The following is a 24,520-nucleotide window of genomic DNA, read 5'->3' as shown; positions in this document are numbered from 1 at the left end:
TACGTCAATTAGCCAAATTAATATGCCCTGGCAAACAACACACGTTCTTTTGAGGGCTTACCCGAGTAAATGCAAACTCCGTCTTCCAGTTTATTATCTAAAGGAATGCAACGGATTGTCGCTTTAGTTTCTTCCTTAATTTTTTGTTCTGTTTCCGGAGTGCCATCCCAGTGTGCAGAAATGAAGCCGGCCTTACCGTCAAGAAGCGTTTTAAATTCTTCGTAACTGTTCGCTTCTGTAATGTGTCCATCACGATAGGCCAATGCTTTATTAAACATACTGGTTTGAATGTCTTCAAGTAATTTAGCAATGTAGATATCTAAACCATCCTGAGGTACAGTTTGTTTAGTTTTTGTATCCCTGCGGGCAACTTCAACGGTTTTGTTTTCCAAATCACGGCCACCTATGGCAACGCGGATAGGCACACCCTTCATTTCGTAATCGGCGAATTTAAAGCCAGGCCTTTGTGTATCCCGATCATCATATTTAACAGAAATGCCCATGCCTTTTAAGCGCATTGTCAGCTCATTAACATAGGTTGTAATTTTGGCTAAATCATCTTCGCCCTTGTAAATCGGAACGATAACTACTTGAATCGGCGCAAGTTTTGGTGGGATAATTAAACCAGAATCATCACTATGTGCCATAATTAATGCACCCATTAAGCGGGTAGAAACGCCCCACGATGTTGCCCACACATAATCTAATTTACCATCTTTCCCAGTGAACTTTACATCAAAAGCTTTGGCGAAATTTTGACCCAAGAAATGTGACGTTCCCGCTTGCAGCGCCTTTCCATCTTGCATCAAGGCTTCGATACAATAGGTATCTAATGCGCCGGCAAAACGCTCATTCGGCGATTTTCGTCCACGGATAACCGGAACGGCAAGCCAGTTTTCCGCAAAATCAGCATAAATGTGCAACATACGCTCAGTTTCTTCTATCGCCTCCTGCGCGGTAGCATGAGCGGTATGACCTTCTTGCCATAAAAATTCAGCTGTACGCAAAAATAAACGTGTGCGCATTTCCCAACGCACCACATTTGCCCATTGGTTAATCAGAATTGGCAAATCTCTGTAAGATTGAATCCAACCCTTGTAGGTATTCCAGATTATCGTTTCGGAAGTTGGACGAACAATTAATTCTTCATCCAACTTTGCAGTTTCATCGACAACAATATTTCCATTTCCATCATTTTTTAAGCGATAATGTGTCACAACTGCACATTCTGTCGCAAAGCCTTCAACGTGAGAGGCTTCCTTAGAAAAAAATGACTTAGGTATGAATAATGGAAAGTAAGCATTCTGATGACCTGTATCTTTAAACATTTTATCTAAAACGGCCTGCATTTTCTCCCATATGGCGTAGCCATTAGGCTTTATCACCATACATCCGCGTACTGCAGAATGTTCTGCCAAATCGGCCTTAATAACGATATCATTATACCACTGGGAATAGTCTGCTGCTCTACTTGTAATTTCTTTACTCATATTATGTATTTGGAACGTAAATTGTGTGTTAAATAATGTGAAATTAAGTTACAAATTTATAAATTTATGCCTACAAAACGATTATCAGCACAAGCATTAGGATTATTTATATTTCCTTCTTAGTTTGAAACTGGATTTTTATTTTTTTGACACACACAACTAAATATAAACACAATGAAACCAATTAAATTTTTACCCATTGTTATGATAGCCGCCGCAGGGCTGGTGGCATCATGCTCTACATCAAAATTGGCGCAAAATAACGCCGGTGATGATGTTTATAATACTGTTGCGAAAGCGAGGGAGGTTGAATATGCTGCACCGGTGCCACAACAACAACAAGTTCAAACACAAAACGATCAGGATTACGACGAGTATTACGGAACCAGTAATCCTTATTATGACATGGATTATTCTTCGAGGATAAATCGTTTTTATAATGGCAGTACTTTTAGAGGCTACTTTGACCCATATTACGATAATTACTATTACGGAAACAGCTACGGCAATACCAACTTTTTAGGCTATGGCTTAAATTGGGGAAGCGGTTATGGTTTAGGTGGCTGGGGTGGCTATTTTGGCTACGGAAATATGTGGAACAACCCATACAACTATAATTACTTCGGGTACAATCCATACTGGTATTCTGGCGCTTGGGGACCATACTCTTACTACGACCGTTTTGGTTGGGGCGGTGGCTTTTATGGTGGCGGATACGGCTACGGAGGCGGTTACTACGGTGGTGGCTTAGGTGGTGTGTATTCGAACCGCAATAACAGGGCAAGACCAAACCGAGACGGTGACAACCGCAACGCATACGGTGCATCGGGCTCTAGAACGGCTCCAATTAGTGGAAATTACGGCAGACCAAATGTATCGACAAATAATTCTGGCAGACCAGAAAGGTATTCAAATGGAAATAATTCAACCATCAATGGCCGACCAGCTGGTGTAAGTTCAAGACCATCTCGTGATGACAGTTACAGACCACAACCTCAAACTCAACAATCTCAACCTGCTAGCAGACCAGATCGTGGCAGCTACAGTCCACCTCCAATGCAATCATCTGGAAGTAGCGGTGGTGGCGCAAGTTCAGGCGGCGGCGGCGGTGGCGGCGGCAGACCAACAAGAGGTGGAGGAAGATAATCAGCACATACACATTTTATAACATGAAACTAAGATCAATTTTTATTGTGGCAGGAATAGTTCTTGCCAGCAACTCTTTATATGCGCAATACACCAGTGATGTGTTAAGATTTTCACAACCCGAACTCGGTTCCTCGGCCAGATTCAAAGGATTGGGCGGTGCACAAACCGCATTGGGTGGAGATATAAGTTCACTTTCCGGTAACCCTGCAGGTTTAGGCTTTTTTACAAAATCTGAATTTACCTTCACTCCGGAATTCAATAATTTCAAGGTTGGCTCGGAATATCTGGGAAGCACTCAATCTGATAAAAACAGTAAAGCCGGAATTAACCAGGTTGGCGTAGTTTTCTACTCTCCGGTTAACAAACCAAAAGGTTCAGATTTGAATAGTGGCTGGGTAAGTCTAAATTTCGGTGTTGGATATAATAAAACGAATAACTTTAACAGTAGAATCTCATACGGTGGAAAAAACTCCAAAAGTTCAATGGCCGATTATTTTGCTGATTTAGCAATAGCTTCGGGAGGAGGTGATCCTGCCACGAGTACTGATGCTCTGGCTGCCGGTTCTCTTGAACAAATGGCATACAATACTTTTTTGATAGAATATGACCCCGCAGGATATTTTCCTACCACAGCATTAAATAACACTCAGCAAAGTGTTATCAATAGATCTGGTTCGCAATCTGAGGTGAATATTGGGATGGCTGGAAATTACGAAAACAAACTTTATTTGGGTTTATCATTAGGACTCACTAACATCAATTATACTTCTGATTTAGCTTTTACTGAGTCGGGAAATAACTTAAACTACACAGGTCAGCCAGCCGATTTTTTAAATGGAACATACACTTTTGGTTACAATTCCATTCAGGAAACCAAAGGAAATGGAATAAATGCCAAACTCGGCTTAATTTACAAACCAGTTAATGAATTAAGATTGGGCTTAAGTTTTGTAACGCCTACGTGGTACAGCTTAACAGATAACTTTTCTGAAAACTTGAACGCTTCTTATAGGAGAGCAAACGGGTCAGCAGTTCCTGAGTATACTAATCCATTATCAAGTTATAACTCTGAATACTCATTAAGAACGCCATACAAAGTTAGTGGTGGAGCGGCTTATATTTTGGGAAATAGTGGATTAATTACCGCTGATGTTGAGTATGTAGATTATAGCAGTATACATTTTTCTTCTAACTTCCCTAATGAGGAAAGAAGGACCAATCTTGATGTAGCAAATCTATATAAAGGCAACTTTAATTATAGAGCAGGTTTAGAATTTAAGGTGGTAGACAATTTTATGTTGCGAGGTGGATACTCATTCGCAGGTTCGCCTTACAAAAACTTGGATTTTACAACGCAAGCTTATAGTGGTGGTTTAGGCTATCGCTTTGATAACTATTATGTAGATGTAACTTATAGACATACCAAATGGGATTCTACGAATTCGCCCTACACGATTTCTTCAAGCTACCCTGATTACAATTTTACCGGAGCAGGGCCAACTGCAAACCTTAAAAATACAGCAGATAATGTATTCTTAACTTTCGGAGTAAGGTTTTAAATTATCTTTGTCTAAAATAAAAGTCCCGGCAGTTCGCCGGGACTTTTATTTTTTAACCGTTATGGTTTTTTCTGCATAGACAGGCCCATCGTCAGTTATTCCCTGTATGATAATTTTGAATTCTCCGCTCAAATCACCTGTCGTAAAAATCACTGATGTATCTCCGGTTTTACTAATTGCAGTTTGATAGTTCCAGTAAATAGTTGAAAAGTTTATGGGTTCGTTCAAATTTCTTAGGTCAGCAACATAAAATTCTTTCGGCAAGGATATTCCATCCAGGATAAATAAATTTGGTTTATTGGCATCGGCCGAACAGCCGCCGTATAAAGTAGTTCCACCGCCGAACAGCTTATAGCTTCGGTTGTTTTCAGCTGGTTTATTTTTCGGATCGTTCCTATGATTTGGGCAATTTAAATAGCCATTACCGCAAACATAGTCGCCACACTTATTCATGTTACTGGCAAAAAAGATGGAGTTATCTTTCACCTTTTTTATGGTTACATCTTTAAGTTTAATTCCAGAAAGAGCACTTATACCTTCACCTCCCGATTGTAAAACACTTGTATTTTGGGTTTTCTGAGCGTAATGACTACTTCTTAGTAACGATTTAATTTCGCTAAACGGGTTAAGAATGTTAACATTATAAGCTGGAAAATTTCGATCATTAATGGTTAGCCAAATTTTGGGTTTGTCTCCAGTAATTAAGGCGCTGTAGGGCAGAACAAATTTGCCTAAGCTATCGGTTGTTACCGCATTGATGTTAGAACCTGCAATTGTAGTTAGAGAAATAGGCACCTTCAACATTTTTTTACCCTTGGTTATTTCGCCACGATATTCAAATGCTGAAATTGTCTTTTCTTGAAGAAAATTCTCATTGACTTGGTGGGGCCATCTATACTTTCGCCATCCTTTTATAAGTAATACGTTTTCCAGATAATTCAAATCCTCCAATTTAATACCTGAGGAATTTGGAGGCAATTCGTTCGTGTGATTTTCCAAATAAGCAAAATCAACAATATTTTTTCTACTTGACAAATTAATCCTGTTTCCTTGCACCACCGCTATTGAAACAAGGCCGTTTAGTAATTTACCGCTACTCGAAACCTTCAGATTAAGTTTCACACTATCTCTGGTTTTAAACTCCTCTCCTTCTGGAAGAATTTCGAGTTTACTGAGTTCGTTGTAATGAGCAAAAAAAATCCGCTCGGCGATGGGTCTATATAAACCATCAAACAATGTAATGGTGTTCAGGCCTTTCGGCACAGAATCTAGTTTCAACAAAACTTTCAAGGGCCGGTTATTCTTCATATCCAATGCAGTTACAAGAAAGATCTTTTCCTGGTTATGCACTACCAAATGTATCGTTTCATCGATGTTGCTTTGCAACACAGCCCTAATTTCATCATTCCCAATTGCAGAATTTAGTCTGATAACTGTGCCTTGCTTTAAACTTTCCGGCAAAGCGTAACTCCCAATCAGTTTATTTTCGTTAAGCAATTTTACCTTATAGCTTTTACCGGATTCGGGCTTCAAGTAAAAGTTTCCAAGGCCCGATAAATCCGTTGAAATCGTATCTAAAACTTTATCATCCGCAAATAAAACGGCTTTGGCACTTATGGATAATCCATCCCTGTCTTTCACCTCCCAACCAACCTTATTTTGGATACCCGATACCGTATAGCCGCCTTCGGGAAAAAAACTAACCTGAAAGCGTACCTCTTCCTTAATCGGAATTTCGAAATTTAGATATGCCTTACTAACACCTTTTTTTACCGAGACTGAAACAAGGTTGTTTTCATTCGTTAGTCTGTTTGCAGGAAAGTCTATCATCATCTCGCCTATGACGCTCGTTTTTGCCTTACCTGTTTTCAAAATGTTACGATCTCTGCCAATAGTATAACTTACTTCAGCATCAGCAACGAAGCGATTGTCGCCCGTGAGCGCTTTTAGCAGAACAGTTCCATTACCAGTCGTTTCATCAACTGCCTTAAATAACGATAAACCCGCAATTAATGGATTTATGGTGGTCGATTTGATTGTTATTGGTTGCAGGAATTCTACATCAGGTTTATCGCCGAATTTGATATTGGTATTCGCAACAAATCTATAGCTGCCACTTTGCAACGAATCGGGAAGAATTAAACTCCCGAAAGCATATCCTTTTTCAATCAGAAATTTTTGTTGCAGCACAACGGAGCTGTCGGCATCACGAACAAGAGATAAGTAGAGCGTATTGTAATGCGCTAACCCGACGATGGTTTTAAGCAAATATCCTGTAAACCAAACCTGATCATTGTTGGTATAAATATTTTTATCGAAATGGACGAATAAAACAGAATTTCGATTATGCAGATCGTAGTGCTCTAAAACATTTGCCAGACTGTCAGTTTTGTTGGTCTGAGCCCGAAGGTTTAACTCCAGAAACAAACTTAAAACCAGAAAAAGCAGGCTTTTTTTAAGCATTATCCATTCATTTTGCTTAAAAATCAGGATATTATTTTAAAAATTCAAACTTAAATGATGCCGGACAACGGCCCGCCTTCTTCAGAAAGTTTATCAATTCGCTTTTCCACCTCATCATTTTTAATTAACTCTGGTGCATGATGTGGTTTTTTTCTGGCGTCGATAATTAGTGAACCTTTGCAACCCCAATGCTTATTTATTGTAAAATCGTTAATACCAAATATGTCAGCTGCTGGATTACTTCTTGTAAATGTAATCCAAACGAGGTTATTAATGGTTTCGGCTGCGAATGTGGAATCGTCGCATAAAACAATTAACGGAAAGCCAGATAGATCTAAATCCATCAAGGCCATATTAAGTAATGCGACTTCAGCTGCCGTTTTCTCCTGGTTTTGATAAAGCGGTGCGCTAAGTGTAAATATACCTGGGATAGCGACTCTGGGATTTTCAAATCCGGCAGGAAAAATTATTCCTTCTGGCAGTTCGGTCCACAAATTTCGCTTTTTTTCGCCTGCAGCTGCAAAAACCACTTTCGAACCACTATTAAGGCCATCGCCACTATAATCCAGAGTATCAATCGTTGTATTTGTATAAAAATGAAGGTCTGTTTTGAAGTCGATTCTTTCCAAAACATGTTTTAAAAACCCGGATATATTATGTGTAGTCAATTGCTCATCATCCTCCCTCGCGGCAATAAAGAGGTATTTTGCTAAACTCAGCTGGTTTTTACCCAAAATATGGTTTGCAATTGTTAAAATTTCCTGTGGCTTCCTCCCCTTTAAATAAGGCGTATATCGCTCACTTCCAATGGCAAACAAAAGCGGATGTACGCCGGCGGCATCAACTGCATTAACCTCCTTTAGACCATGAATTTCCTGAGGAATTGCCGAACCCGTTATCTCGTGAATCAAAGCACCAAAACTTGTGTCCTCCTGGGGAGGGCGACCTACCACAGTGAACGACCAGATCGCATCTTTTCTGTGGTAAACATTGCTAACTTTCATCAGTGGAAAAGGATGCGTTAAACTGTAATAGCCTAAATGATCTCCAAACGGTCCTTCTGGTTTATTTTCATTTGGATAAACCATTCCTGTTATAATGAAATCAGCATCTGCAGAAATGCAGAAGCCTTCATCATCGTAAAAATACCTGAACCTTCTGTCGCCCAACGCACCTGCAAAGGTCATTTCAGACAAGCCTTCGGGTAAAGGCATTACCGCTGCCAAAGGATGTGACGGTGGTCCGCCAACAAAGATACTCACCTTTAAAGGTTGCCCTAAGGCATTTGCTTTCGATTGATGAACACCAATGCCACGATGAATCTGATAATGTAAACCGATTTCCTTATCCTGTACGTATTCGTTTCCACCGAGCTGAATCCGGTACATTCCAAGATTTGAATTCATTACGCCAGGCTTTTCAACATCTTCGGTGTAAACTTGAGGCATTGTAACAAAAGGACCTCCATCCATCGGCCAGTTTACAATTTGAGGCAAATTACTAATGGTTGTCTTTAAAAAATTATTTTTGGCTGATGGCGTTTTTAAAGGTAAGGCGGAAAGCGCCGACATCGCTGAACCTGCGTATTTAAAGGGATTTTTGAGCGCTTTAATTGGGTCGTTTCTCAAGGAAACCAGTTGCTGCACTTTTGGTAAGGTATCGCGGAAGATAAACTTTGAACGTTCTAATGTACCAAACAGATTAGAGACAGCCGGAAAAGGACTTCCCTTTATCTTTTCAAAAAAAATAGCAGGTCCGTTGCTTTCATAAACGCGTAAATGAATAGCGGCCATTTCCAGATAAGGGTCTACTTCATCCTTTATCCTTAATAAATGACCGTGCTTTTCTAAATCACTAACACATTCTGCTAAACTTTTGTATGCCATGCCCAAAGATATGTGCTCCAAAACAAAAAAGCCACAGAATAACAGATTATGTTAAATCTATTATACTGCGGCTTTATTAATAAGATAATTCTATTTCTTACCTGCAAATGAGCGAAGCATCCAGGTGTTTTTTTCTTTAAATTGCATAAAACGGTTAACCATATCGTTAGAACCATCATCGCCGGCACTGGCGGTTGCATCTAAAATTTCGCGTTCCATTTCAATTAAGGTCGACATATCCTCCAAAATTGCATCAACCATATCCAGGTCTTTCATACCAATGGTATCAATTTCTTTAATTTTTGACTCTTGTATATAATCTGCGAAACGGCTATGTGGTGGCTTACCCAACGTTAATACACGTTCAGCTATTTCATCGATGGTTAATTGCGCATTGGTATATAATTCTTCAAATTTAACATGAAGTGTAAAAAAGTTTTGTCCTTTGATATTCCAATGGCAACCTCTTAATTTTTGATAATGAATATGATAATTGGCCAGGTAATCATTTAATAAGTCTACAACTGGTTTAACTTCCTTTTCGTTAAGGCTGATTTCTTTAGCGTCCATTTTAATTTTGTTAAAGTATGCTTTCCGAACAAATAAAAATTAAAAAAGTTTGTCATAAAACAACAATTAAACAATACAGAATTTATCCTTCCGTTTAATAGACGTAAATACAATGGAGCAAAAATTATAAACAATTGTTAATTAGCGAAATGTGGTTTCAGTGAACGAATAATCAAACTATAAATATCAAATGCCGGCTTCTACGCGGCTATAGGTTTTATAATATTATTCGTATAATTGCTACCCCTGATAAAAAATTTAGATAAAAATAAATGTATAAAATAGGTTTAACTGCTATAGTTTTGTTTGCTTTAAATGCAACAGGTGCTAAGGCAAATGCAGTAATCGACTCTATCGGAGTAGAAAATAATAATGGAAAAAAATTAATCATACATCAAACAGCTGCAAAAGACACATACTATTCTATTGGAAGAAGGTATAACGTACCACCAAAGGAGATTATGGCTTTTAACGATAACAAATATCTTCAGATTGGTGTTGTGATAAAAGTTCCCACGAATTTCCCTTTTAGCCCTGCAGCGGGCAGTGCCGCAAATCAAACTGTTAGCTCAACAACGAACGTTACGGAGTACGTTGTAAAGCCAAAGGATAATTTGAATATGCTGGCTGAAAAATATGGCACAACTATTAATGAATTAAAAGCGCTTAACAATTTAAGTGGCAATAATTTGAGCATTGGCCAGGTTTTAAAAATACCTACAAAAAACGGAGAAGTAACTCAAACTCAAAAAACCGAAACCGTTGTACCTGTAAAATCAGCGGAGCCAACGAGCATTCCCCAGCAAGCTGAAAATACACCATCCACATTGATTGAACATACCGTGCAACCGAAAGAATTTTTGGGAAAAATTGCAGAAAAGTACGGCACAACCGTAGAAGAGATAAAGAAAGCAAATAATCTTTCAGGTATTAATTTAAGAATTGGACAGAAACTAAAAATTCCTGCAACAAAAAATATAGAAGATAGTAAGGTAGCGCCTGCCGGCGAAAGTGTAACAACCCAAACAGTAGAAGTTAAGGATGCGCCTGGTACATATACTGTAAAAAAAGGAGAAAGTATTTTCGCAATTGCGAAGCAGTTTGGTATAACCGCATATCAAATCAGAAAGCTTAACAATTTAACGGATAATGGTTTATCGACTGGGCAAGTTTTGAAAATCCCTACCGAAATCACAACGGAAATTCCGAAAGTGACAGAAAAAGAAGTTCCAGTTGCAGTTAAAGAAACTAGTAAAGATGAAAGTTTTATTTACACCGTTGGTAATGGCGAATCTATCTTCAATATTGCAAAGAAATTTAATTTAACAGCTTACCAGATTAGAACGGCTAACAAATTAAGTGATAACACGATTACAACAGGTCAGAAACTTGTGATTCCGAAACCACCTGAGCCGAAATCTGTTAACGATTTAGCCAAACAAGATCAGGAAGAAAATCCGGATAGCACATCGTTTAAAGACCCAAAACTTAGAGGCGCTCCCAGCAAATACGGATTAAACCAGATAGAAGAAAAAGGAACAGCTGTTTCCATTGCCGATGCTGATTTGGATGCGTCGAAAATGCTTGTTCTACACCGTACTGCACCTATTGGTACAATAATAAAATTAACCAACCCAATGACAAATCGAACTGCGCTGGCCAAAGTTGTTGGTAAATTTACAGAGAACGAATCCACAAAAGATGTTATAATTGTAATGACGAAAGCCGTAGCAGACTCGCTGGGCGCTTTAGACAAGAGATTTTTTTGCAATTTAACGTACGGTGTGCATGAGCTTGAATAAGAAACCATTTATTATTGGAATTGCAGGAGGAAGCGGTTCAGGAAAAACATTTTTTTTAAATTGTTTTCTTCATCATTTTAAACAAGATGAAGTTACGCTAGTTTCTCAGGACGATTATTACATTCCTGCCGGAGAGATGACGCAGGAGGAAAACAAACTTTATAACTTCGATTTACCATCAACAATAGATAGTGAGCAGTTTTTAAGAGACATTAAGCAGCTTCTCGCTGGCGAGGTCGTTTACAAAAAAGAGTACAACTTCAATAATCCTTTAGCAGTTGTTAAAATACTTGAAATAAAATCGGCACCAATAATAATAGTTGAAGGATTATTTATTCTTTATTTTAAAGAAATTGCCGCTCTGCTGGATCACATGATTTTCGTAGATGCAGATGAGCAGGTGGCGTTAGACCGCCGCATAAAACGCGATGGATTAGAGCGTGGCTACCCTGAAGAAGATGTGTTATACAAATGGCGAAACCATGTTCTGCCGGCTTATAAAGAATATTTATTGCCTTATAAAAACGATTGCCACAAAATCGTTATAAACAATACAAATGAGCCCGATGAGATAATAGCCATTACCGAGGCCATTTCCAATGACTTGAGAAATAGCATTTTGGTAGATATTTCTTGATGAAAGCGAATTTAATGCCAATATGCACAAACCTTCTGGCTTTTGCATATTGGCTTTACCTACTCGATCCGCTCAAATCCAAACCACAAATCAGGAGATACAAATCTTTGCTGCAAACAAAAAATGCACTGGTTACACATTTGCTCGTCGCCACATTTTTTGCATTGTTTGCAACGCTATTAATCATCAATGAAGAGCAAAGGGATATATTTTCTTTTATCCCGCTATTATTTATAATTCTCGTAGTGGCTTTTAATAAAATCTGTCGTTATAGGTATCATCGCGATTTCCACCTGGTTATTCGTGGCGACCTCCTTAAAACATCCTGGTTCGACAAACTGGCGAGCATCCTGGTTTTAATTTTACCATTGCTTGCCAATATTTTCATTTGCATACTATTTACAAAGAATTAATTTAAAGTCATCTCCGGAATTTCACCTTCAATCACCAGCCTGCCGGCGGTAGCTTGTTTGATGAAATCGACACTTACACCCGGCGCTCTTTCCAGAAGCCTAAACCCACCTTCAGGTAAAATATCTAATACGGCAAGTTCAGTAACGACCTTCTTTATGCACTTAACCCCTGTTAAAGGCAATGTACATTTTGGTAAAAGTTTACTTTCTCCTGCCTTATTTACGTGTTGCATGGCCACAATAATATTCTTTGCAGATGCCACTAAATCCATAGCCCCACCCATTCCCTTAACCATTTTACCGGGAATTTTCCAGTTCGCAATATCACCGTTTTCCGAAACTTCCATGGCACCTAAAATAGTTAAATCTACTTTTTGAGCTCTAATCATTCCAAAACTCATTGCCGAATCGAATATTGAAGATCCGGGCAAGGTTGTAATCGTCTGTTTGCCTGCGTTAATTAGATCGGCATCCTCTTCACCTTCAAAGGGAAACGGTCCCATGCCCAAGAGGCCATTTTCTGATTGTAATACAACATTTATATCCGTTGGGATGTAATTGGCAACCAAGGTTGGAATACCAATGCCCAGGTTAACATAATAACCATCTTTTATTTCTTTAGCAATGCGCTGTGCGATTTCCTCTTTTGTAAATGCCATAAATCAAATGAATGAAAGTTAATTGAGTAAGTGTTATTGACTAATTGTATCAGGAAAGAATTTCTTAACTGTTTTCAGGGACGATTACTATTTCATGTTAGCAATCAATAAAGTAATGAAATACCGACTTACAAACGAACTAATGAGCCGATGAACTAATGACTTTCCTTACGGTTCTTTGCTCAATTCTTTTTTCATAATCTTTTCCCTGAAAAACCCGATGCACATAAATTCCCGGAGTATGAATGTAGTCTGGGTCAAGCGCTCCAACTTCAACCAGTTCTTCAACTTCGGCAATGGTAATTTTGCCGGCCATCGCCATTACGGGATTAAAATTTCTGCTGGTTGAGCGGAAAATGAGGTTTCCTGCAGTGTCACCTTTCCATGCTTTGACAATTGCAAAATCCGCGTCAAATGCATATTCAAGGAGATAATCTTTACCATCAAAATTTCGTATTTCTTTTCCCTCTGCCACTTCGGTTCCTACACCTGCAGGTGTAAATATTGCAGGCATGCCATATCCCGCTGCCAAACACCGCGTTGCAAGTGTGCCTTGCGGAATTAAATCTACCTCCAATTCCCCACTCAGCAGTTGCCTTTCGAATTCAGCATTTTCTCCAACATAGGATGATATCATCTTTTTGACCTGACGTTGTTTCAGCATTAACCCGATTCCAAAATCATCCACGCCGGCGTTATTGGATATGCAGGTAAGGTTTTTGGTTTTTTTTGCTACTAACGCGTTGATACAATTTTCAGGGATGCCGCATAAACCGAAGCCACCTAACATAATGGTGGCACCATCAGGTATATCATGTATGGCTTCTTCAGCTCCTGATACAACTTTATTTATCATTTTATGAATTTTTGGTTAGGCTGCTAAAGTACAGAAACGATACAGCTTTTTAAAACTTAAATGGAAGTCGGTCCTAAAAATTATGTAACCCCTTTAAGAATAATAAATTGGAATTAATCTAAATAACACTACCTTTGTAATCAGATGTTTAACGATAGAGATAACGAGGATTTTAGAATACCAACAGACCCTGAATTTCAAAAAGGAATGGGTTTTATTTTCAGCTGTACAGCAGAACATAAAAAATGTTGCGAAAAATATAAAAAAGGAAAGCGTTGCAAAAAGTGTCCTGGCAAGGATAAAAAGTAATTATTTATAAATTTCAATAATTTTATCATCGTTGCCATTGCTGGTGCAAACGTATATTTTACCTTCCGGCGAAATACAAACATCCCGCATCCTGCCATAACTGTTTACAAAAAAATCTTTCGTACCCTCAATTTTAGTTTGTCCATCATCTAGCTTAAGCTGCATTAATTTTGTATTCTTCAAAACAGCAAGAAGTAGTGAATTTTTAAACTGGGGGATATAATCTGAAGTATAATAAGCCATTCCACTTGGCGCAATTGTAGGTGTCCACACAATTAAAGGTTGGGCAATACTATTTGCCGAACAGAAAGACTGCTCTCCTGCTTCATCACAAAATCCTTTAATGTTTGGCCATCCATAATTTCTTCCTTTTTCAATTACATTAATTTCATCGTCAGAATCAGGTCCGTGTTCTGAGGAAAAAACTTTATTTCCAACCTGTACCAATCCTTGCGGATTACGATGACCGAAAGTCCATAAGCGATTATTCGGGTAAGGATTATCTGCAGGAATTGAGCCATCGAGATTAACCCTTAAAATTTTTCCCGAAGTTGAATTTACATTTTGAGGCGTGTTGGTATCTGCCGCATCGCCTGTCGAAATGAAAAGCTTTCCACCAGAAATTAGTAATCTGGAGCCGTTGTGATTCGAAGCAGCACCGATATTATCTAATATGGTAAGAGGATTGGTAAGTGCGCCACCGGTATAGGTGTAGCGTACTATTTTTTCTTTATAGCTGCTGCCGTAATTGTAGGCTACATAAACCCAGGGAATTGTCGAAAAATCAGGGTTTAACGCAATTCCTAGCAAACCACCTTCGCCATTTTCCCGAACCTCACTGATGGTGAGAAGTGGTGATATTTGTCCGTTAGCAGGGTTTAACCGACTAATTTTTCCGCCTCTTTCGGTAAACCAGATAAAGTTATCTGGTCCGTAAACCATGCCCCATGGAAAACGCAAACCTGAAACGACAACCCTGTTTTTAAGTTCAACATCTGGAAGGTTTCCGGTATCATTACCATCACTTTTGTTTTTTTTGCAGGTTGTAAACAAGAAGAGTACAACAAGGCAGGTAAAAAAAGCTCTCATAATCGTAACGTTTTAATAGTAACACACTTATTGAAAATTAGTTTTGGTGCTGCCCTACTGCCTTTTAATATACTAGTTTAAATAAACGTAGGTGATTCCATCGCCTCCTCTGTCTACATGTTCATCTTCCATTCTGTTTACCTGACTATATTTTTTCAAATATTCGCGAATCATTTTTCGTAAAATTCCATCGCCCTTACCATGAATTAGTTTTATCGAGGGAAAACCCAACATAATGGCTTTATCTAAATATTTCTCAACTTCAAAAAGTGCATCTTCGGTTCTTTTCCCACGTAGATCCAGCTCCGCTCTAAAACCGGAAACAGCCTCATTCATCCGCCCTGCGAAAGAGCCGGCGCTACTTTGAGCAACTTTCTTAGCTTCTTTATTGCTAATCTTTTGAACACGATTTTTTTTCACGTTAGACCGTAAATCTCCAATCGCTAAAACCAGTTCGTTTCTGTTAATTTCCAAAACGGTGGCAGTTGTTTCGCTATCCACAAACTTTACCCAATCGCCAACTTCAATCTCGCCACCAACTACAACAGGCTGAGTTTTCGGCTTTTCTTTCGGAACCGTATTCTTCACCAATTCTTTTTGCAGATTTTCCCTTAATTCTTTTGTAACGGCTTTATCTGCTTGCTTCTCTTTAATCTCGGCAATGGTATTTTCAACGAGTCTGTTCGCATTTTTTATGATGTTCTGCGCTTCCTGCTTTGCTTCCTTAATCAAAATACGTCTGTTTTCATCGAGGAAAGCCCTCAGTTTTTCATTCTCGGCGACAAGATTTTTGGCTTTATTCTGCTGGTTTGCCAAGCTAACTTTGGTATCGTAAATCGTTTTCTTCTCACGCTCCAAATCAACCAGCATCGTATCAACCCGATTTTGATTAGAACCTGTTTTTTCTTTGGCAAGTGCAATAACTTCTTTCGGCAAGCCTATATTTTGCGCAATCTCAAAAGCGTAAGAACTTCCGGGCTTACCCATTTCAAGTATGTATAGCGGTTTCATCTTCGCATTATCAAAAAGCATTGATGCATTTTCAAGTCCGGCAGTATTGCCGGCAAAAAGCTTCAAGTTGGAATAATGTGTTGTAATTACACCGCGAACTTTTTTATTGTTTAAAACCTCCAGAACAGCCTCTGCCATAGGTCCGCCAAATTGAGGGTCAGTTCCTGTACCAAATTCATCAATCAGCACCATCGTTTTTGGCGAAGCATGTTCAACAAAGTAACGCATCTTTTTAAGGTGAGCGCTATAGGTACTCAGGTCGCTTTCTATCGATTGATCATCGCCGATATCTGCAAAAATATTCTCAAAAATGCCAACCTCCGAATTCGCATCAACGGGAATTAAAAGGCCAGTTTGCAGCATAATTTGTAGTAAACCGACCGTTTTCATACAAACGGATTTACCACCGGCGTTCGGACCTGAAACCAAAACAACCCTCGTTTCTGCATCAATATGAATGTTTAAAGGCGTTACTGTTTTCTTCTCTGCAGCAAAAGAAAGCATTAGTAAAGGATGTCTGGCATTAATCAATTTAGTTTTAGGCTCTTTTAACAGCCCGGGCATTTCGCCCTCTACATCAATTGCAAACATCGCCTTAGCTCTCACAAAATCCAGCTTTGTTAAAAAGCCGTGGTACGATAATAAAAGTGGTGAATAGGGTCTTAACTCATCGGTAAGAGCAATTAAAATTTTAATAATCTCCCTTCGCTTATCAAATTCTAAATCACGAAGTTTATTGTTTAGCGTAAAAACTTCTTCAGGTTCAATGTAAACAGTTTGTCCGGTTGCCGATTCATCGTGAACAAAGCCTTTTAGTTTGCGTTTGTTCTCTGCCAAAACCGGAATACACATCCTTCCGTCGCGAATTGTTAAACTGCCGTCCGCAACCCAGTTATTTGCAATTGCTTGCTTATAAATAGAATCCATCCGCTTACGTACATCCTGTTCGGTTTTCGAAATTGAAGCGGTGATTTCCTGTAGTTCTTTCGATGCATTTGGTTTAATCTTTCCCTTAACATCAATAACCTGCTCAATTTTACGAAGGATATTTTTTTCAATCGGCAAGTGCTCAAATAATGCTTCCAATGTTGGGTACACTTCTGCCCTTTCTTCAAAAAACCTCAGCACAGAAAAAACGGTTTGCAACGAGGTGTAAATTTGAAACCACTCTTCTTCCTGTAAGTAAGTCCCTTCTACACGGATTTTCTCAACAAGCGCCTTAATATCGAAAAAGCTATTAATTTGCAAAGGTTCCTGATTTTGAATGATGGTTTTAAACTCATTCGTCTGGCGAAGGAATTTATCGATCTGATCGAACCGGTTCATTACCTGCATCTTCTGCACCATTGCCTGGCCCATTGTACTTAAGCAATGTTTACTTATCAGCTGTCTAATTTCAACAAAGCCCAAACGCTCTAAACAATTCTCGGGATATAACATATTATTTAACTGCTGGAAGTACTTTAATTTTAGATTTAGCTAAAGAATCAGCCTTTTCCATTGCTTTTTGTTGTTTTGATAGACGCTTGCTAATATATTTATACATCTTATCCAAATCCTGAGGATGCTTATAATAATAGCTCATGCTTTGCGCATACTGTGTAGAATCGATACCAAATTTCTTATAAATTCCCTTATAGTATGATGCGGCTACTTTCTTTGACGAATCTGGCATCGCGATAGTTGAAATATAACCGTCACTAACGTGGATATCGTACAATATATTCTGCATCTTATCGGGAGCAATCACATTTGAAGGCCTTTCCTCCTTACAGGAAGCTATCCCAAACACAACCGCTAGCACCCAAATCAATCTTCTCATTCTTAATTTAAAATATTATTTATTGCCCAAATTGCGGCAAGGTTATTAATTTTACGCAAAAATAGTTATAAATGAGCATAGCTGATAATCTTAAACATTATAAAAGTGAAGTAGAAACTGACGGCGTAAAGTTAATTGCAGTATCTAAAACGCAAACCAACGATGCTATTCTGGAGGCCTACCACGCCGGACAAAGAATTTTTGGTGAAAACCAGGTACAGGAGATGGTTGATAAGCAGCTACAACTTCCTAAAGATATTGAGTGGCATATGATTGGTCATCTGCAAAGCAACAAAGTGAAATATATTGCACCATTTGTCACTTTAATTCATGGGGTAGATAGCTTGAAACTGCTTCAGGAAATAAATAAACAGGCTTTAAAAAATAACCGAACCATAGATTGCCTGTTGCAGGTATATATTGCAGATGAGGACACAAAATTTGGCTTAGGACATGATGAATTGATTGAGCTTTTACGTTCGGAAGAATTTTCCGGTTTGAAAAATATTAGAATAGTTGGATTAATGGCAATTGCCACAAACACCAAAAATGAAAAACAAATTGCCATCGAATTTCATGAATTAAAAGTATTTTTCGACGGCATTAAGGTTAGTTTTTTCCGCAAAGATGATTATTTTAAAGAAATTTCTACAGGCATGAGCGCCGACTACAAAATTGCGATTGAGGAAGGGAGTACGATGGTGCGAATAGGAAGCGGCATCTTTGGAAAAAGAATTATAAAACACTTCAAGGCCGATATTTCGGCAAATTAACACACCAATGAACGTAAATGTTAGAACAGCCGTTGCAAGCGACTGCACAAGGATATTAGAACTTATTAATGAACTCGCCGTTTATGAGCGTGCGCCTGAAGAGGTAACGGTAACGCACGAACATTTTGTTGAAGCTGGGTTTGGAGACAAACCGGTTTGGAAAGCTTTTGTTGCTGAAATGGATGGCCTCATTCTAGGCTTTGCGCTTTATTATACACGTTATTCTACCTGGAAAGGCTGCCGGTTATATCTGGAAGATTTTATCGTTACCGAAGAACACCGCGGAAAAGGAATTGGTAAACTCCTTTTTGAAAGGGTGATAGAAGAAGCAAAAAATGGGAATTATAATGGAATGGTTTGGCAGGTGTTAGACTGGAATCAACCCGCGATAAACTTTTACAATAAGTACAAAGCCAACCTTGAGGAAGGATGGCTAAATGCATCCTTTTCTAAAGAGCAGGTTAAGGCATTTTAAACTATGGAGATATTTAAATTTGGAGGCGCTTCCGTTAAAGATGCTGATGGCGTAAGAAATCTGGCCAATATTGTTCGCGATTACAAACAAACAGAATTGCTAATTGTAGTTTCGGCCATGGGTAAAATAACAGATAAGCTCGAAGCGCTTGCCTTTGCCTACCTCGAACAATCCGAGCAGACACATTCAATTTTTGAGGAAGTTAAACATTTCCATTTTACTTTGATAGAAGAGTTGTTTGAAGGAAAAAACAACACTGTTTATGATGATGTGGCCAATACTTTTGTCGAAATAGATTGGTTAATTGAAGATGAGCCTGACAACGAAGCGGATTATATTTACGATCAAATTGTATCAATCGGCGAAGTTGTTTCTACTAAAATTGTGGCCGCGTGGTTAAACGAAACCAATAACAAAGCGCTGTGGGTTGATGCCAGAAATTACATTAAAACGGATAACAGCTATCGCGAAGGGAAAGTAGACTGGGATAAGACTTATCAGACTATCCAAAGGGATTTACTTCCAGAGATGCAAAAAAATATTATTGTAACCCAGGGCTTTATTGGTGGAACCAGCGAAAATTACACCACTACTCTTGGCAGGGAAGGCTCTGATTATTCTGCCGCGATTTTTGCTTCGTGCTTAAACGCAAGCGCTTTAACCATTTGGAAAGATGTTCCAGGCGTTCTCAATGCCGACCCGAAATGGTTCGATGAGACAGAAAAAATTGCGCAACTCTCTTACCATGATGCAATTGAGCTCACCTATTATGGTGCAACTGTAATTCACCCAAAAACTATAAAACCCTTGCAAAACAAAGGCATTCCACTTTTCGTTCGCTCGTTTATAGAGCCCGAAGGTACTGGAACGGCAATCACTAAAGAGAGCAATCCTTTACCGGTGCCGTCCTTTATTTTTAAGGTGAACCAGGCGCTTATCTCTATTTTTCCAAGAGATTATTCTTTCATCATTGAGGAAAATCTAAGCACCATATTCGAGCTCTTTCATCAATATAAAATTAAAATAAATACCATGCTCAACTCTGCGATTAGTTTCTCAGTTAGCGTGGACGACGATGAGGAGAAAATTAAAAAACTTATCGCAGCACTTTCAACCCAGTTTACCGTTAAGTACAATAAAAACCTGGAATTGGTAACCATTCGCTATTATAACCAACAAACAATTGAAAGAGTTGCTGTTGAAAAAGACATTTTACTTGAAGTTAAAAGTCGGCATACCTGCCAAATGGTAATGAAAAACAAAGCATAGTTTTTTCTATTCCATTAGTCTATTAAGGTTCGTCAGAAGTAAGTAGTGTTGGAACCCGCATTCAGATAGTGAGAAATTCGTCAATCGAGCAACCGGAATGAATAAAAGGATTTTAGATTTAGAGGTGCAGAAATACATCACAGCAAATTTAAGCAGTGATGTAAATAAAATTGCTTTAAGCAAAAGTCCGTTTGCAGGCATAAGTGCAGCAGAACTGGCGAACCAGATTGTATCGAAAAACAAAGCAGAAAAAAAGTTGCCATCATGGTTTAATACCGCTCAGATATATTATCCTCCTGCCCTGTCCATCGAGCAAACTTCATCAGAAATTACAGCAGATTACAAGGCTCGATTAGCGAAGGGAAAACTTTTAATTGACATTACGGGTGGATTCGGCATTGATTCATTAGCATTTGCAAAGCACTTAGACCGCATTATTCACTGCGAAATAAACGAAGAATTATCTGAAATTTCTCAATATAACGCGAACGTGCTCGGCTGTAAAAATATCGAGTTTGAACCTATTAACGGGCTCGAGTTTGTAAAAAATTCTACGCAACAATTCGACACAATCTATGTAGACCCTGCACGAAGGGCAGAAACGCGGAAAGTATTTTTGTTGAAAGACTGCAGCCCCGACATAGTTACTAACCTTTCCGGCTTATTGGAAAAAGCAGAACGGATAATTGTGAAAACAGCACCATTGCTTGATATTTCTGCCGGCCTGCAAGAATTAAGTTTTGTTAGCGAAATTCATATTGTAAGTGTTAGAAATGAGTGCAAAGAGTTACTTTGGGTAATTGATGAAGGATTTTTTGGCGAACCAAAAATTGTAGCAGCGGCCTTAAATGAGGAGGAGAAAGAATTTTCTTTTCACAAAGCTGAAATGAACACTTCAGTTGTGTTTGCCGATCATCTGTATCGTGATGAGTATTTATACGAACCCGATGCAGCTTTATTAAAAACAGGTGCTTTCAACCTGATTGGAAATCGCTATCACCTTAAAAAGCTTCATGCTCAAACGCAACTATATACAGCACCTGATTTTCAAAAATCTTTTCCAGGCCGAATTTTCAAAATTGAAAAAATATCAGCTGCAAACGATTTAAAAAAAGAGAAGCAGCTGGCTGGAAACATCATCGTCAGGAACTTTCCAGGCAAACCGGAAGAGCTTTCTAAAAAATATAAGATAATACCTGCCAAAGATGATTTCTTTATCTTCACAAAAATTATAGCTGACCAAAACGTGGTTATCCAGGCGAAAATAATTCAGTTTTACTAAAAAAGCTTCCCAAATTTGGAAAGCTTTTTTGCATTTGGGGTGTACAATTTATAAAATTCGCTTAAACTTTCTTAACGTTTACTGCTTGTAAACCTTTTCTCCCTTCAGCTACTTCAAATTCTACTTGATCGTTTTCTTTTAAGCTTTCAATACCGCCTAAAACATCTTTAAAATGTACGAATAAATCTTTATTGTCTTCTTGAACAATAAAACCAAAGCCTTTTTGAGTGTTAAACCATTTAACTTTTCCGTTAGCCATAAAAAAATAAAAAATTGTATAAAAAAATAAAACCCTTATTGTTTTGCTTCTAATTTTCTACAACTAATTGGAATTTAAATGAATAAAACAACCAGAATAAGCGTTAACACCGAAACAAAACTATCAAATATAATAATTAAGAGATATAATGCAAGCTATTTTCGCCTAAGTAATAAAAATTATGCATTAATCCAAAGCAGCTATTATTTAAGTATTCGGCTGGGGCGTTGTGCGCAAATATGGCTTGATCTGTTTAAAACCTTTTGGAAATTTTTCGGGAATGTCTTCCGTTTTAATGCTGTTAAGCACAATCACGTCCTCCCCATTTTGCCAATCGGCAGGTGTAGCCACACTATAATTAGCCGTTAACTGTAAAGAATCGATCACCCTTAAAACTTCGTTAAAATTCCGGCCTGTTGATGCCGGATAAGTGATAATCAGTTTTACCTTTTTGTCTGGACTGATAATAAAAAGTGAACGAACGGTTAGCGTTTCGGAAGAATTTGGGTGGATCATATCGTAGAGATTTGCTACAACCCGTTCAGGGTCAGCAATTATCGGAAACTCAACCGATGTATTCTGTGTTTCGTTAATATCACTTATCCAACCTTTGTGTGCTTCTGCTGAATCAACACTAACGGCCAGAACCTTGACATTTCGTTTTTCAAACTCATCTTTTAAAGCCGCTGTGCGACCAAGTTCTGTAGTACAAACCGGTGTATAATCGGCAGGATGTGAAAATAGAACACCCCAGTGTTTTCCCAAATAGTTATAAAAGTCGATTTCGCCTATTGATGTATTTGCCTGAAAATTCGGGGCAGTATCACCTAATCTTATGCTCATATGTTAATTCAATTAATTATTTAAACAAACTTAATAAATAGTATACAAAACACATAGAGCTAATATATTTAATTTTTTTTCACAAAAAAAACCTTGAAGGCATTAGCCAGCAAGGTTTTAAGAAAATTAATCTATTGGGTAGTTAATTATAAACTTTAATCATGAATACGTAATCCTGCAACTTTTCAATTTGCTTTGCACGTCTCATTCCAGCTAAAATACTTTTCTTATTAACTGTTAATTTTTTACCTAAAGAATCTTGAGGAATTGCCCTCATAGCTTCCAAAATGTATTTGGACTTTATCGCAAATGAAGCGCCCTCAGACGAGGTTTCTTTACCGCTGATTATGCCAACCAGGTTTCCGTTATTATCCAGAAGCGGGCCACCACTGTTACCAGGATTTAATGGTATAGCAACCTGATATTGAGTTGTATCGCCAATGAAGCCACTTTTAGAACTCACGTAACCTTCACCTAGCACTGCATCATCCTTCGGATATCCCCAGGTGTAAACATTTTCTCCAACACCGGTGCTGTTTTTCTTAATTGTATAAGGCAAGGCCGATAAGTTTTTAAAATGTTTATCATCAATCTTCAGGATTGCAATGTCATATTCCGGGTCTTTCAATATAACCTTTACCTTAAAAGATTCGCCTTCGCTGTTCTGAATATAAACTGAATCTGCATCTTTAATCACGTGAAGGTTGGTCGCGATGTAACCGTTGGTTGACACAGCAAAACCGGTTCCGCCGAAATTACCAGGATTAATCTGCTTATTTGCCGGCAGGTTATCTGAACTGATTTTACGAATTAAATTATTTTGAGTTTTTACAGCGTTGGTTACGTTTTTACTTAACTGTACAAATTTATCGGCTTGTTGGCTGCTGTGCTGTATCGAGTAAATAGAAACGAATGATAGCACAATAAAAGATGCTGCAACTGCAATTGCAGATTTGTGCTTACGCCATAACTGAACAACCCGTGAAGGATGTGGCGCAAACTTTGTTACCAGCGAATCAATGTCTATTTCTGCATGAATATCGTTGAGCTGCTCTTTTAAAAGTAACTGCCGCGAATATTCTTCCATATTATCTAAAAACAGCTTATGCGAAACAACCTTGTGATCTACAGTTGCATCATTACGGCGCAACTGTTCAAAAGCATCGGTTTCCTCTGCATTAAGTTTACCTAAAAGATAATCTTCAATAATTGCATCTAACTCTAAATCGTTTCTCATCTCAATTATTTGTGTTGAAAAAATATTTTCTTTAACCTCTGCAGGCACTTATATTTTTGTGTTTTTGCATTATCGGTATTGGTGTAACCAAACTTTTCGCAAATATCCTGCATGGATAAATTGTGTATGTAAAAATCCTGAATTATGGTTTTGCAAGGCTCGCCCAGGTGTTCAAGAGCAGTTTGCATTTTAGTAAAAGCTGCGTCTTTTTCCTCGTGTTGCTCTACATCTTCCTCAACCTCAAACAGATCTTCGTAATCCGTAATGTTACCTGTCTTTTTACTGTTTTGGCTCAACTTTTTAAGCCAAATTCTACGGCAAACCGAATATAAATATGTTTTTAATTTGCTGCTGAGTTCAAAATTCCCCTCTTTAACTTTGTTATATAAAATAATTATCGCTTCCTGATAAACATCTTTCGCATCGTCCTCATCGCCATTATTATTCAGGATAAATTGCAATACCATCGCAAAGTGTGCCTTATATAACTTATTTAATGTATCTGCAGAGTTATTTAGTATGCCTAAAATAACTTCTCTATCCGTTGGAACTGAACTCTTTAAACCGTTATTCACCAATTAATACGTTTTTCTGTAAATAGTAACCCAATATTAGATAAAAAAAATATTTATAACGACTAACAATTGGCTAATACTATCCACACTAG

Annotated in this window: 22 protein-coding genes; 9 read left to right on the top strand and 13 right to left on the bottom strand. The window is 38.2% G+C overall.

Annotated elements, in window-relative coordinates; genetic code table 11:
• Window positions 1–17 precede the first annotated feature (17 nt).
• On the bottom strand, window positions 18–1,490 hold the full coding sequence (gene proS / locus AC0IWT_RS02930; RefSeq protein ID WP_471795912.1) for a proline--tRNA ligase: 1,473 nt from the start codon (window positions 1,488–1,490) through the stop codon (window positions 18–20).
• A gap of 174 nt (window positions 1,491–1,664) precedes the next feature.
• On the opposite strand from proS, the gene AC0IWT_RS02925 reads away from it, so the two are divergent.
• A complete protein-coding gene (locus AC0IWT_RS02925; RefSeq protein ID WP_471795911.1) occupies window positions 1,665–2,636 on the top strand; it encodes a hypothetical protein in 972 nt (323 codons plus the stop codon).
• A gap of 23 nt (window positions 2,637–2,659) precedes the next feature.
• Complete coding sequence (locus AC0IWT_RS02920) at window positions 2,660–4,198, top strand: OmpP1/FadL family transporter (RefSeq protein WP_471795910.1); 1,539 nt, start codon at window positions 2,660–2,662, stop codon at window positions 4,196–4,198.
• A 45-nt stretch (window positions 4,199–4,243) separates the two neighbouring features.
• Here AC0IWT_RS02920 and AC0IWT_RS02915 read toward each other — a convergent pair whose 3' ends face one another.
• The 3 genes from AC0IWT_RS02915 to AC0IWT_RS02905 all read right to left on the bottom strand — a co-directional run bounded on the left by AC0IWT_RS02915 (window position 4,244) and on the right by AC0IWT_RS02905 (window position 9,117).
• Complete coding sequence (locus tag AC0IWT_RS02915) at window positions 4,244–6,661, bottom strand: hypothetical protein (protein ID WP_471795909.1); 2,418 nt, start codon at window positions 6,659–6,661, stop codon at window positions 4,244–4,246.
• Between the two features lie 50 nt (window positions 6,662–6,711).
• Window positions 6,712–8,547: a UbiD family decarboxylase gene (locus AC0IWT_RS02910; protein WP_471795908.1), complete on the bottom strand. Its 1,836-nt coding sequence runs from the start codon at window positions 8,545–8,547 to the stop codon at window positions 6,712–6,714.
• Between the two features lie 90 nt (window positions 8,548–8,637).
• Complete coding sequence (locus AC0IWT_RS02905) at window positions 8,638–9,117, bottom strand: Dps family protein (RefSeq protein WP_471795907.1); 480 nt, start codon at window positions 9,115–9,117, stop codon at window positions 8,638–8,640.
• Between the two features lie 272 nt (window positions 9,118–9,389).
• Between AC0IWT_RS02905 and AC0IWT_RS02900 the strand changes: the two genes are divergently transcribed.
• The 3 genes from AC0IWT_RS02900 to AC0IWT_RS02890 are packed head-to-tail and all read left to right on the top strand — an operon-like array spanning window position 9,390 to window position 11,969.
• Entirely contained in the window at window positions 9,390–10,919 is a 1,530-nt protein-coding gene (locus tag AC0IWT_RS02900; protein ID WP_471795906.1) for a LysM peptidoglycan-binding domain-containing protein, read from the top strand.
• Window positions 10,912–11,556 (top strand): uridine kinase family protein, encoded by a 645-nt coding sequence (locus AC0IWT_RS02895; RefSeq protein WP_056872271.1) that lies wholly within the window; start codon window positions 10,912–10,914, stop codon window positions 11,554–11,556. Before AC0IWT_RS02900 ends, AC0IWT_RS02895 begins: the two co-directional genes overlap by 8 nt.
• Complete coding sequence (locus AC0IWT_RS02890; protein WP_471795905.1) at window positions 11,556–11,969, top strand: hypothetical protein; 414 nt, start codon at window positions 11,556–11,558, stop codon at window positions 11,967–11,969. Before AC0IWT_RS02895 ends, AC0IWT_RS02890 begins: the two co-directional genes overlap by 1 nt.
• On the opposite strand, the gene AC0IWT_RS02885 is transcribed toward AC0IWT_RS02890, so the two are convergent.
• From AC0IWT_RS02885 to AC0IWT_RS02865, 5 genes are all read right to left on the bottom strand, one after another.
• Complete coding sequence (locus AC0IWT_RS02885; RefSeq protein ID WP_471795904.1) at window positions 11,966–12,628, bottom strand: CoA transferase subunit B; 663 nt, start codon at window positions 12,626–12,628, stop codon at window positions 11,966–11,968. The two genes, AC0IWT_RS02890 and AC0IWT_RS02885, sit on opposite strands and share 4 nt — an antisense overlap.
• 139 nt (window positions 12,629–12,767) lie before the next feature.
• Complete coding sequence (locus AC0IWT_RS02880; RefSeq protein WP_471795903.1) at window positions 12,768–13,484, bottom strand: CoA transferase subunit A; 717 nt, start codon at window positions 13,482–13,484, stop codon at window positions 12,768–12,770.
• A gap of 309 nt (window positions 13,485–13,793) precedes the next feature.
• Window positions 13,794–14,882, bottom strand: a complete 1,089-nt coding sequence (locus AC0IWT_RS02875) for a PQQ-dependent sugar dehydrogenase (protein WP_471795902.1) — start codon at window positions 14,880–14,882, stop codon at window positions 13,794–13,796.
• Window positions 14,883–14,954: 72 nt separating this feature from the next.
• Complete coding sequence (locus AC0IWT_RS02870; protein ID WP_471795901.1) at window positions 14,955–17,333, bottom strand: endonuclease MutS2; 2,379 nt, start codon at window positions 17,331–17,333, stop codon at window positions 14,955–14,957.
• Between the two features lies 1 nt (window position 17,334).
• Complete coding sequence (locus tag AC0IWT_RS02865) at window positions 17,335–17,715, bottom strand: DUF4296 domain-containing protein (RefSeq protein WP_056872140.1); 381 nt, start codon at window positions 17,713–17,715, stop codon at window positions 17,335–17,337.
• Window positions 17,716–17,786: 71 nt separating this feature from the next.
• Between AC0IWT_RS02865 and AC0IWT_RS02860 the strand changes: the two genes are divergently transcribed.
• From AC0IWT_RS02860 to AC0IWT_RS02845, 4 genes are all read left to right on the top strand, one after another.
• Entirely contained in the window at window positions 17,787–18,488 is a 702-nt protein-coding gene (locus AC0IWT_RS02860) for a YggS family pyridoxal phosphate-dependent enzyme (protein WP_471795900.1), read from the top strand.
• Between the two features lie 7 nt (window positions 18,489–18,495).
• Window positions 18,496–18,963: a GNAT family N-acetyltransferase gene (locus AC0IWT_RS02855; protein WP_471795899.1), complete on the top strand. Its 468-nt coding sequence runs from the start codon at window positions 18,496–18,498 to the stop codon at window positions 18,961–18,963.
• Window positions 18,964–18,966: 3 nt separating this feature from the next.
• Window positions 18,967–20,232 (top strand): aspartate kinase, encoded by a 1,266-nt coding sequence (locus AC0IWT_RS02850; protein WP_471795898.1) that lies wholly within the window; start codon window positions 18,967–18,969, stop codon window positions 20,230–20,232.
• 97 nt (window positions 20,233–20,329) lie between these two features.
• Entirely contained in the window at window positions 20,330–21,514 is a 1,185-nt protein-coding gene (locus tag AC0IWT_RS02845) for a THUMP-like domain-containing protein (RefSeq protein WP_471795897.1), read from the top strand.
• Between the two features lie 61 nt (window positions 21,515–21,575).
• Here AC0IWT_RS02845 and AC0IWT_RS02840 read toward each other — a convergent pair whose 3' ends face one another.
• The 4 genes from AC0IWT_RS02840 to AC0IWT_RS02825 all read right to left on the bottom strand — a co-directional run bounded on the left by AC0IWT_RS02840 (window position 21,576) and on the right by AC0IWT_RS02825 (window position 24,428).
• Window positions 21,576–21,773 carry a cold-shock protein gene (locus AC0IWT_RS02840; RefSeq protein ID WP_056872135.1) on the bottom strand — a complete coding sequence of 66 codons (198 nt, stop codon included), beginning with the start codon at window positions 21,771–21,773 and terminating at the stop codon, window positions 21,576–21,578.
• Between the two features lie 207 nt (window positions 21,774–21,980).
• On the bottom strand, window positions 21,981–22,616 hold the full coding sequence (locus AC0IWT_RS02835; protein WP_471795896.1) for a peroxiredoxin: 636 nt from the start codon (window positions 22,614–22,616) through the stop codon (window positions 21,981–21,983).
• Window positions 22,617–22,758: 142 nt separating this feature from the next.
• Window positions 22,759–23,853 carry a S1C family serine protease gene (locus tag AC0IWT_RS02830; protein ID WP_471795895.1) on the bottom strand — a complete coding sequence of 365 codons (1,095 nt, stop codon included), beginning with the start codon at window positions 23,851–23,853 and terminating at the stop codon, window positions 22,759–22,761.
• Window positions 23,854–23,858: 5 nt separating this feature from the next.
• Window positions 23,859–24,428 (bottom strand): RNA polymerase sigma factor, encoded by a 570-nt coding sequence (locus AC0IWT_RS02825; RefSeq protein ID WP_471795894.1) that lies wholly within the window; start codon window positions 24,426–24,428, stop codon window positions 23,859–23,861.
• Between the last annotated feature and the right edge of the window lie 92 nt (window positions 24,429–24,520).

It is taken from the genome of Pedobacter sp. AC464 (assembly GCF_979253075.1).
This window is presented reverse-complemented; position numbering and strand designations above follow the sequence as displayed.

What these genes read in the sequence shown, in the direction of transcription:
- proS (WP_471795912.1), bottom strand. Translation starts at nt 1,490, where the DNA reads ATGAGTAAAGAAATTACAAGTAGAGCAGCAGACTATTCCCAGTGGTAT.
- AC0IWT_RS02925 (WP_471795911.1), top strand. Translation starts at nt 1,665, where the DNA reads ATGAAACCAATTAAATTTTTACCCATTGTTATGATAGCCGCCGCAGGG.
- AC0IWT_RS02920 (WP_471795910.1), top strand. Translation starts at nt 2,660, where the DNA reads ATGAAACTAAGATCAATTTTTATTGTGGCAGGAATAGTTCTTGCCAGC.
- AC0IWT_RS02915 (WP_471795909.1), bottom strand. Translation starts at nt 6,661, where the DNA reads ATGCTTAAAAAAAGCCTGCTTTTTCTGGTTTTAAGTTTGTTTCTGGAG.
- AC0IWT_RS02910 (WP_471795908.1), bottom strand. Translation starts at nt 8,547, where the DNA reads ATGGCATACAAAAGTTTAGCAGAATGTGTTAGTGATTTAGAAAAGCAC.
- AC0IWT_RS02905 (WP_471795907.1), bottom strand. Translation starts at nt 9,117, where the DNA reads ATGGACGCTAAAGAAATCAGCCTTAACGAAAAGGAAGTTAAACCAGTT.
- AC0IWT_RS02900 (WP_471795906.1), top strand. Translation starts at nt 9,390, where the DNA reads ATGTATAAAATAGGTTTAACTGCTATAGTTTTGTTTGCTTTAAATGCA.
- AC0IWT_RS02890 (WP_471795905.1), top strand. Translation starts at nt 11,556, where the DNA reads ATGAAAGCGAATTTAATGCCAATATGCACAAACCTTCTGGCTTTTGCA.
- AC0IWT_RS02885 (WP_471795904.1), bottom strand. Translation starts at nt 12,628, where the DNA reads ATGGCATTTACAAAAGAGGAAATCGCACAGCGCATTGCTAAAGAAATA.
- AC0IWT_RS02880 (WP_471795903.1), bottom strand. Translation starts at nt 13,484, where the DNA reads ATGATAAATAAAGTTGTATCAGGAGCTGAAGAAGCCATACATGATATA.
- AC0IWT_RS02875 (WP_471795902.1), bottom strand. Translation starts at nt 14,882, where the DNA reads ATGAGAGCTTTTTTTACCTGCCTTGTTGTACTCTTCTTGTTTACAACC.
- AC0IWT_RS02870 (WP_471795901.1), bottom strand. Translation starts at nt 17,333, where the DNA reads ATGTTATATCCCGAGAATTGTTTAGAGCGTTTGGGCTTTGTTGAAATT.
- AC0IWT_RS02865 (WP_056872140.1), bottom strand. Translation starts at nt 17,715, where the DNA reads ATGAGAAGATTGATTTGGGTGCTAGCGGTTGTGTTTGGGATAGCTTCC.
- AC0IWT_RS02860 (WP_471795900.1), top strand. Translation starts at nt 17,787, where the DNA reads ATGAGCATAGCTGATAATCTTAAACATTATAAAAGTGAAGTAGAAACT.
- AC0IWT_RS02855 (WP_471795899.1), top strand. Translation starts at nt 18,496, where the DNA reads ATGAACGTAAATGTTAGAACAGCCGTTGCAAGCGACTGCACAAGGATA.
- AC0IWT_RS02850 (WP_471795898.1), top strand. Translation starts at nt 18,967, where the DNA reads ATGGAGATATTTAAATTTGGAGGCGCTTCCGTTAAAGATGCTGATGGC.
- AC0IWT_RS02845 (WP_471795897.1), top strand. Translation starts at nt 20,330, where the DNA reads ATGAATAAAAGGATTTTAGATTTAGAGGTGCAGAAATACATCACAGCA.
- AC0IWT_RS02840 (WP_056872135.1), bottom strand. Translation starts at nt 21,773, where the DNA reads ATGGCTAACGGAAAAGTTAAATGGTTTAACACTCAAAAAGGCTTTGGT.
- AC0IWT_RS02835 (WP_471795896.1), bottom strand. Translation starts at nt 22,616, where the DNA reads ATGAGCATAAGATTAGGTGATACTGCCCCGAATTTTCAGGCAAATACA.
- AC0IWT_RS02830 (WP_471795895.1), bottom strand. Translation starts at nt 23,853, where the DNA reads ATGAGAAACGATTTAGAGTTAGATGCAATTATTGAAGATTATCTTTTA.